General features: G+C 58.7%; 8 protein-coding genes. 1 reads left to right on the top strand and 7 read right to left on the bottom strand.

The annotated features are described in order from the left end of the window. The 7 genes from sigX to ppsA all read right to left on the bottom strand — a co-directional run. On the bottom strand, positions 1–536 hold a 536-nt coding region (gene sigX / locus ACIGDJ_RS26800; protein ID WP_397504663.1), incomplete at its 3' end, for an RNA polymerase sigma factor SigX. 90 nt (positions 537–626) lie between these two features. After that, complete coding sequence (locus ACIGDJ_RS26795; protein WP_101157314.1) at positions 627–1,451, bottom strand: mechanosensitive ion channel domain-containing protein; 825 nt, start codon at positions 1,449–1,451, stop codon at positions 627–629. A 2-nt stretch (positions 1,452–1,453) separates the two neighbouring features. After that, positions 1,454–1,702, bottom strand: a complete 249-nt coding sequence (locus ACIGDJ_RS26790; protein WP_003223293.1) for a hypothetical protein — start codon at positions 1,700–1,702, stop codon at positions 1,454–1,456. A gap of 63 nt (positions 1,703–1,765) precedes the next feature. Further along, a complete protein-coding gene (locus ACIGDJ_RS26785; RefSeq protein ID WP_101157312.1) occupies positions 1,766–2,761 on the bottom strand; it encodes a zinc transporter ZntB in 996 nt (331 codons plus the stop codon). A 20-nt stretch (positions 2,762–2,781) separates the two neighbouring features. Further along, entirely contained in the window at positions 2,782–3,273 is a 492-nt protein-coding gene (gene rraA, locus ACIGDJ_RS26780; protein ID WP_397480084.1) for a ribonuclease E activity regulator RraA, read from the bottom strand. A 224-nt stretch (positions 3,274–3,497) separates the two neighbouring features. Then, positions 3,498–4,487: an alpha/beta fold hydrolase gene (locus ACIGDJ_RS26775; protein ID WP_397480085.1), complete on the bottom strand. Its 990-nt coding sequence runs from the start codon at positions 4,485–4,487 to the stop codon at positions 3,498–3,500. Positions 4,488–4,670: 183 nt separating this feature from the next. After that, a complete protein-coding gene (gene ppsA / locus ACIGDJ_RS26770) occupies positions 4,671–7,046 on the bottom strand; it encodes a phosphoenolpyruvate synthase (protein WP_101157306.1) in 2,376 nt (791 codons plus the stop codon). 174 nt (positions 7,047–7,220) lie between these two features. On the opposite strand from ppsA, the gene ACIGDJ_RS26765 reads away from it, so the two are divergent. Next, entirely contained in the window at positions 7,221–8,039 is an 819-nt protein-coding gene (locus ACIGDJ_RS26765; RefSeq protein ID WP_016773826.1) for a pyruvate, water dikinase regulatory protein, read from the top strand. The last annotated feature ends 78 nt before the right edge of the window (positions 8,040–8,117 follow it).

Raw genomic sequence — 8,117 nt, 5'->3', positions numbered from 1 at the left:
TAACGCATTTTTGTCGCACTCAAACCCATGTGCATGATGTCTGCGATCTCCTGAAACTCCAGCTCTGCGACAAATCGTAGCACCAGAATTTCGCGGTCAATCGGATTCACATACACCAGCCAGCGATCAAGCCCACCCTTCTCCTCCGGCTTCGGCGCCTTTTCTTCAGACGCTTCTTCAAGAGGGTCCAGACTGAGAGCGTCCATCAAGCGACGCTTACGCCGTTCCTTCCGATACTGCGTGATGCATTCGTTGTAAGTGATGCTGTAAAGCCAGGTTTTGAACTTCGATTTCCCCTCGAAGTTCTTCAGGCCGTACAGCACCTTCAGCATCACTTCCTGACAGACATCGTCTGCGTCGCGATCGTTCCCAAGATATCTCGCGCAGACGTTAAATAATGTTCGCTGGTAACGCCGCATCAACTCTTCGTAGGCGCGCGTTACGTGAAACAGCTCGGTATGCGAGCGCGCGACCAACTCCTCATCAGAGAGCTCGCGGGGGTCGTAGCGCGTGGATAGCGGTTGGGCTTTATTCAAAACAAGTCGTGCCGACAGTCAGGTCAATGTCCGCCACAACCAGCCTCGGCTGGCATTTTGCGGCGGCATACATTAGCAGGGTTTGCCGGTTTAGCGGCTACTCACATGCTGTTCCAGCAGGATCCGATTGGAGAGAGAGACTAGCTCACCCTCATCGGTCAGCAATGTGGTTTTAACCGTGCCGATCTCTTCGATCTGGCCTTCGACCTCGCCAACACGCACTTGTTGCCCAACCTCGTACAGCTCACGCACATAGATTCCCGCAAGAATCTGACCGGCGATTTCCCGGCTTCCCAAACCCATGGCCAGCGCAACTGCCAGACCAACGGTAATCAATACGATGACAATCACATGGTTCAGCAGGTCAGTCTTGACCTCAAGCTGGCTGATCGCAACCGAGATGCTGATGATGATTACCAGCCCCTGCGCGATCCGCCCCACCCCGGAAGCGTAGTCCAGGCCTACGCCTTCTGCCGCCCCGCGCACCAGCCCGTTGGCCAGTTGCGCCAGCAGGACACCGACCAGCAATACCAGCGCCGCACCGAAAACCTTCGGTAAATACAACGCCAGCATGTCCAGCGTAGCTGAAACTCGCTCAAGGCCAAGGGATTCTGCCGCAGAAACCAGAAAAATCAGCAGAACGAACCAGTAAACGATTTTACCGATCAGCGTCGAGATCGGCACCTGCAGCCCGGCTCGCGACATCAGCTTGGTCAGCCCGGTACCGCCCATCAGGCGATCAAGGCCCAGTTTGGCGAGCAATTTGGAGAGCAAGGTGTCGAGCAGCTTGGCCACGACGAAACCCAACAGCAGCACAACCAGTGCGCCGAACAGGTTCGGAATGAAATTAGCGACTTTGGTCCACAACGCAGTCATTGCAGTGACGAGGCTCTGAGTCCAGAGATCAAGTTCCATATTCAATCAGCCTTATCAGCAGTGCGAGCAGTGGTTTTACGAAGACGGGAAACCGGCGAGACATGCGCCGAGCCATTGTTCAGGGCGATCATCAGCGCGGGCAGCCAGCGGCCCAGCAGGCTGAACAGATCACCGGCGCCGACCTGGCGGTTGGCGGTTTTGAGTACGCGGCCCAGGCACGCATCGTCGTCGCGGCTGGACGGCGAAGCGTTGAGCATGTCGCGCAAAGACTGTTCAAACGGATCGTGCATACGCACCTCTCGTGATGTCTGTGAAAGACGCGGGCAGATTTGCTCGGGTCACATGCGCCATGTTCACACCCAGCGCAAACGGCGGAATAACCACCACTGGCCGAATGCCAGGGCGAGTACCGTCAGGCAGGCGATCAGAAAACCATACGGACTTTCGGCAAACGGAATACCGCCGACATTGATGCCGAGCAAACCGGTGATGAAACTCATCGGTAAAAAGATGCAGGTAATGATGCCGAAGCGGTACATGGTGCGATTCATGTGCACGCTCAAACGCCGGTCTTCAGCCTCGAGCACAAGCCCCACGCGCTCTCGGGTCAATTCGAGCTCTTCGAGATAGCGGGTCAGGCTGTTGTTCAATTCGTTCCAGTAGTCGGCATCGTCTTCGACGAACCACGGCAGTTTTATCCGCGTCAGCTGCCCGAAAATATCGCGCTGCGGCGCAAGAAAACGCTTCAGCCCGGCCGCTCTGCGACGGATGTGCAAAATGGCACCATGCTCGGGGGTGTACCGTTCGTCGGCGTCGAGTTTTTCTTCCTCTTCATCGACCACTTCCGAGAGACACGTGACCAGATCCTGCACTTTATTGGTGAGGAACTGCGCCAGATACAGCATCAATTCGGAAGAAGTTTTCGGACCTTTGCCCTCGGCCAGCAACGCCAGCAACTCATCCGTAGCGCGCAACGGCCGCAAGCGTAGGGAAATCACGCGATGAGCGGAGGCGAAAATCCGTACAGAGACCATGTCTTCCGGTTCGGCGCCAGGGTTGAGATTGACCCCGCGCAGAAACAGCAGCAGCTCGGAGTCGGGCAATGGCAACAGACGCGGGCGGGTGTTCTCTTCCAGCAGCAGATCGCAGGTGAATTCGTTGAGCCCGCTGGATTTGCGCAGCCAGGTCTGGGTCTGCGGATGGCTGCGATCCCAGTGCAGCCACAGGCTTTCATGGGCCTGCAACTGCAAATCGTCAAGCTCAGTCCGGGCTATCGAACGCGCACCACCCTTGCCGTCCAGCACCAGGGCATGCACCAGCCCCCATTGCGCGTTTTCTTCCTCGAACATCCGCATCCCTTGTCGAAATCTTATTCAGGCATTTTCAGCGGACTCGGCGATACGATCACGCCGTTGTTGTCCGCATAAATGTACTGGCCCGGCTGGAACGTCACGCCGGCAAAAGTCACCGCAACGTTGAGGTCGCCAATGCCGCGTTTGTCGGTTTTCATCGGATGGCTCGCCAGCGCCTGCACGCCGAGGTCGGTCTGAGCGATGACATCAACGTCACGGATGCAACCGTAGATCACAAGCCCTTCCCACCCGTTCTGCGCGGCCTTGGCGGCGATCATGTCGCCCAGCAGTGCACGGCGCAGCGAGCCGCCACCATCAACCACCAGCACTTTGCCTTTGCCGTTGAGTTCGGCTTGCTCCTTGACCTGCGAGTTGTCTTCGAAGCACTTGATGGTGACGATTTCGCCGCCGAACGAATCACGGCCGCCGAAATTGCTGAACATCGGTTCCAGCACCTGCACCAGCTCCGGGTAGGCGTCGCACAGGTCAGGCGTAAGGTAATGTTCCATCGAAAAACTCCTGTAACAAGGAAGACGATCAAGGATGCCGCATTCTGATGAGACGAGTTCCGGCGGTCGCTGTTTACCTTAGCCCATGCCATGGTCGCTGAGCGAACCTGAACCGCCGCTGAAACGTTATCGCTAAAACGTTATCGCTAAACAGTCACGAAATGTGACCAGAATGGCGCGACGCGTCATATCTTAGCCGCTAGCCAGGCTGAACGGAACGCCCTTTATACCGCTGCAGCCAAATCCGCTGTCTGTGCCAGCAATGGCGTCTGCTGATCGTTCAACCAGCGCGCCACCAGCGGCCACACCTCAGTTTGCGCTGCTTTGCTCACCAACATTTCGACATGACCGAAATTATCCGAGAAGCCCTGCCCGCGGCCCAGATTGATGAATTGCTTGTGCTCAGAGCCGATCTGCTCGAACAGCTTGCGACAGGCCCACGCCGGATCCTGATGATCCCCCGCTGCCGTCACGGCGAGCACCGGCACCTTGACCTCGGCAAGCCCGGCCCACCAGTCCTTGTCCTTATCGCCGAAGCGGCCGAACAAGCCGTACCAGCGCATGCTTTCGATGGCGAGCCCGATCGGCTCATCTTCCGGACCGCGTTTGAGGCGTGAACCGGACAACTGCGCAAAACGCTTGAGAATGAAGCGACTGCCCCACTCCAGCGGCGGGATCTTCAGCGGCCAATAAGTGCGGCTGACCTGGGTGCCGAAAAACGCCGCCGACGCCACCGCAGGCTCACCCAGATACTCGCCTCCCAGGGCGGCAGCGAGGGTGATGCCGCCCAGCGAATGACCGATCCAGTGCGGAATCTGCCCGCTCTGCTCTCGCACGAACGCGGCAATTGCCGGCAGATCGTAACGCGCGTAGTCGGCCACCCGATTGCGCCGATAGTCCTCATTGCGCTGGGACAGGCCGTGGCCACGCATTTCCGGAATCCACACGTCGAAGCCCTGCCGCGTCAGATACGCGCCAAGTCCGAGGCCTTTGGGGGAAAACCAGAAGCGCCGATTGGAAAAGCTGCCATGCAACAGAATCACCGGCACGCCGCGTGGCGCCGTGTCATCGGCCATGCCCAGGCGCGTGACGGCGATCTCCACGGACCAGTCCGGGCTGTTGCCGGGTTTCAATCGATAGACGTCTTCGCTCAGATCGCCGCGCCGCTCGGCGCTGATCAGCGCGACAGGAAACAGATTGCTACTGCTTTGCATAATGCTCTTGCACAAAAAAGGGCGGCATCTACAAGAGCCCGCCCTACTTCAATCAAAAGGCCCGCCCCCTGTGAGAGCGAGTTTGCTCGCGAAAACGGCACATTCGTCACATCAGTGCCGAATGTCAGTCCGTCTTCGCGAGCAAGCTCGCTCCCACAAGGGGAACGGGCCGTTACATTTCCATCAAGCCTGCGCCTGGCCTTCGGCGAGGAAGAACCAGGTTTCCAGCACGGTGTCCGGGTTCAGCGACACGCTTTCGATGCCCTGCTCCATCAGCCACTTGGCCAGGTCCGGGTGGTCCGATGGGCCCTGACCGCAGATGCCGATGTACTTGCCGGCCTTGTTGCACGCCTGAATGGCGTTGGCCAACAGCTTCTTGACTGCCGGATTACGCTCATCGAACAAGTGAGCAATGATCCCCGAGTCACGGTCCAGACCCAGCGTCAGTTGGGTCAGGTCATTGGAGCCGATCGAGAAGCCGTCGAAGAATTCAAGGAATTCATCAGCCAGAATCGCGTTGGATGGCAACTCGCACATCATGATCACGCGCAGACCGTTCTCGCCGCGCTTCAAGCCGTTTTCGGCGAGCAGGTCGACCACCTGGCTGGCTTCGCCGAGAGTACGGACGAACGGCACCATGATTTCTACGTTGGTCAGGCCCATCTCGTTGCGCACGCGCTTCAACGCACGGCATTCGAGCTCGAAGCAATCGCGGAACGATTCGCTGATGTAACGCGAAGCGCCACGGAAGCCCAGCATCGGGTTTTCTTCTTCAGGCTCGTAGAGCTTGCCGCCGATCAGGTTGGCGTATTCGTTGGACTTGAAGTCCGACAGACGCACGATGACTTTTTTCGGCGTAAACGCTGCAGCCAGAGTGCTGATGCCTTCTACCAGTTTGTCGACGTAGAAGTCGACCGGGTCGCTGTAACCGGCAATGCGCTTGTCGACGCTATCCTTGATTTCCTGCGGCAGACCGTCGTAGTTCAACAGCGCTTTCGGGTGGACGCCGATCATGCGGTTGATGATGAATTCCAGACGGGCCAGGCCCACACCGGCATTCGGCAGTTGCGCGAAGTCAAAGGCGCGGTCCGGGTTGCCGACGTTCATCATGATTTTGAACGGCAGCTCCGGCATGGCGTCGACGGAGTTCTTCTTGATGTCGAAGCCCAGTTCGCCCTCGAAAATATAACCGGTGTCGCCTTCGGCACAAGACACGGTCACGCCCTGGCCATCCTTCAGCAGCTGGGTGGCGTTGCCGCAACCGACCACCGCCGGGATGCCCAGCTCACGGGCGATGATCGCCGCGTGGCAGGTACGCCCGCCACGGTTGGTGACGATGGCGCTGGCGCGCTTCATTACCGGTTCCCAGTCCGGGTCGGTCATGTCGGAGACCAGCACGTCGCCCGGCTGGACTTTGTCCATCTCGGAGACGTCTTTGATGATCCGCACTTTACCGGCGCCGATGCGCTGGCCGATGGCGCGGCCTTCCACCAGCACAGTGCCGGTTTCCTTCAACAGGTAACGTTCCATGACGTTGGCCTGGGTGCGGCTTTTCACGGTTTCCGGACGCGCTTGTACGATGTACAGCTTGCCGTCGTCACCGTCCTTGGCCCACTCGATGTCCATCGGGCAGCCGTAGTGCTTCTCGATGATCATCGCTTGCTTGGCCAGCTCGCTGACTTCGGCGTCGGTCAGGCAGAAACGCGCGCGCTCGGCCTTGTCGACATCGACGGTCTTGACCGAACGACCGGCCTTGGCCTCGTCGCCGTAGATCATCTTGATCGCTTTGCTGCCGAGGTTGCGACGCAGGATTGCCGGACGACCGGCCTCCAGCGTGCCTTTGTGGACGTAGAATTCATCCGGGTTGACCGCGCCTTGTACGACGGTTTCGCCCAGACCGTAGGCGCCGGTGATGAACACCACGTCACGGAAGCCGGATTCGGTGTCCAGCGTGAACATCACGCCGGCGGTGCCGGTTTCCGAACGCACCATGCGCTGCACACCGGCCGACAGGGCGACCAGTTTGTGGTCGAAGCCCTGGTGCACGCGATAGGAAATCGCGCGGTCGTTGAACAGCGAAGCGAACACCTCTTTGGCGGCGCGGATAACGTTTTCCACGCCACGGATGTTCAGGAAGGTTTCCTGCTGACCGGCGAAGGACGCGTCCGGCAAGTCTTCGGCGGTGGCGGAGGAACGCACGGCCACGGCGACATCAGGATTGCCGGCCGACAGAGCAGCAAATGCGGTGCGAATCTCGGCATTCAGTTTTTCGGGGAATTCGGCGTCCATGATCCATTGACGGATCTGTGCGCCGGTCTTGGCCAGGGCATTGACGTCGTCGACGTCGAGCGCGTCGAGGGCCTTGTGAATCTGATCGTTCAGGCCGCTCAGTTCGAGGAAGTCACGATAGGCCTGAGCCGTCGTGGCGAAGCCGCCGGGGACCGAAACACCGGCGCCTGCCAGGTTACTGATCATCTCGCCCAGGGATGCGTTCTTGCCCCCCACATGCTCAACATCGTGTTTGCCGAGCTTATCGAGGGAAACTACGTACTCTACCAAGGTGATCTCTCCACTAACTGTGTTGGAAAAGCTCAGAAGCCGGCGGCCCGGGGGAGCCTTGGCCGGCTGTATGGCCTGGACCTGGAAAATAAGTGAGAATGCGGGCCAATCGCGGCCGACAAATCGCGCCTATCATATCCAAGAGCGTCAATTAACTTAAGGCCCCAGGTGCAAATGAAACGATCCGCTTTCTTCATCTCCGATGGCACCGGCATTACCGCCGAAACCCTGGGTCAAAGCCTGTTGGCGCAGTTCGAAAACATTACCTTCAGCAAGTTCACGCGGCCGTACATCGACAGCGTTGAAAAAGCGCGGGCCATGGTACAACAAATCAACAAAGCCGCTGAAACCGACGGCTTTCGGCCGATCATCTTCGACACCATCGTCAATCAGGACATTCGTGAGATTCTCGCAACGTCCAATGGTTTCATGATCGACATTTTCTCGACCTTCCTCGCCCCGCTCGAACAGGAGCTGACCGAGCATTCGTCGTACACCGTCGGCAAGTCGCATTCGATCGGGCACAACTCCAATTACATGGAGCGCATCGAGGCGGTGAACTTCGCCCTCGACAACGACGACGGCGCCCGCACTCACTATTACGACAAAGCCGATCTGATACTAGTCGGCGTGTCGCGATGCGGCAAAACGCCGACGTGTTTGTACATGGCCATGCAATTCGGCATCCGCGCGGCCAACTATCCGTTGACCGAAGACGACATGGAGCGCCTGACCCTGCCGACCGCCCTGCGCGCCCATCAGCACAAGTTGTTCGGCCTGACCATCGACCCCGACCGCCTCACCGCCATCCGCAACGAGCGCAAGCCCAACAGCCGCTATTCAAGCTATGCCCAGTGCGAGTTCGAAGTGCGCGAAGTGGAGAACCTGTTCCGCCGCGAGAACATTCCGCACATCAATTCCACGCATTTTTCCGTGGAAGAGATTTCGGCGAAGATCTTGGTGGAAAAAGGCGTCGAGCGGCGGTTCAAGTAGTCCGGCGCTGTTTGATCTGACGCCTTCGCGGGCAAGCCCGCTCCCACAGGTTCTGAAGGCGTTCACAATGTCTGTGTT

Origin of the sequence: Pseudomonas sp. NPDC079367, assembly GCF_044542195.1 — a bacterium.
Classification (GTDB): Bacteria; Pseudomonadota; Gammaproteobacteria; order Pseudomonadales; family Pseudomonadaceae; genus Aquipseudomonas.
The sequence above is the reverse complement of the archived record's forward strand: the minus strand, read 5'-3'. Positions and strand labels throughout refer to the sequence as shown.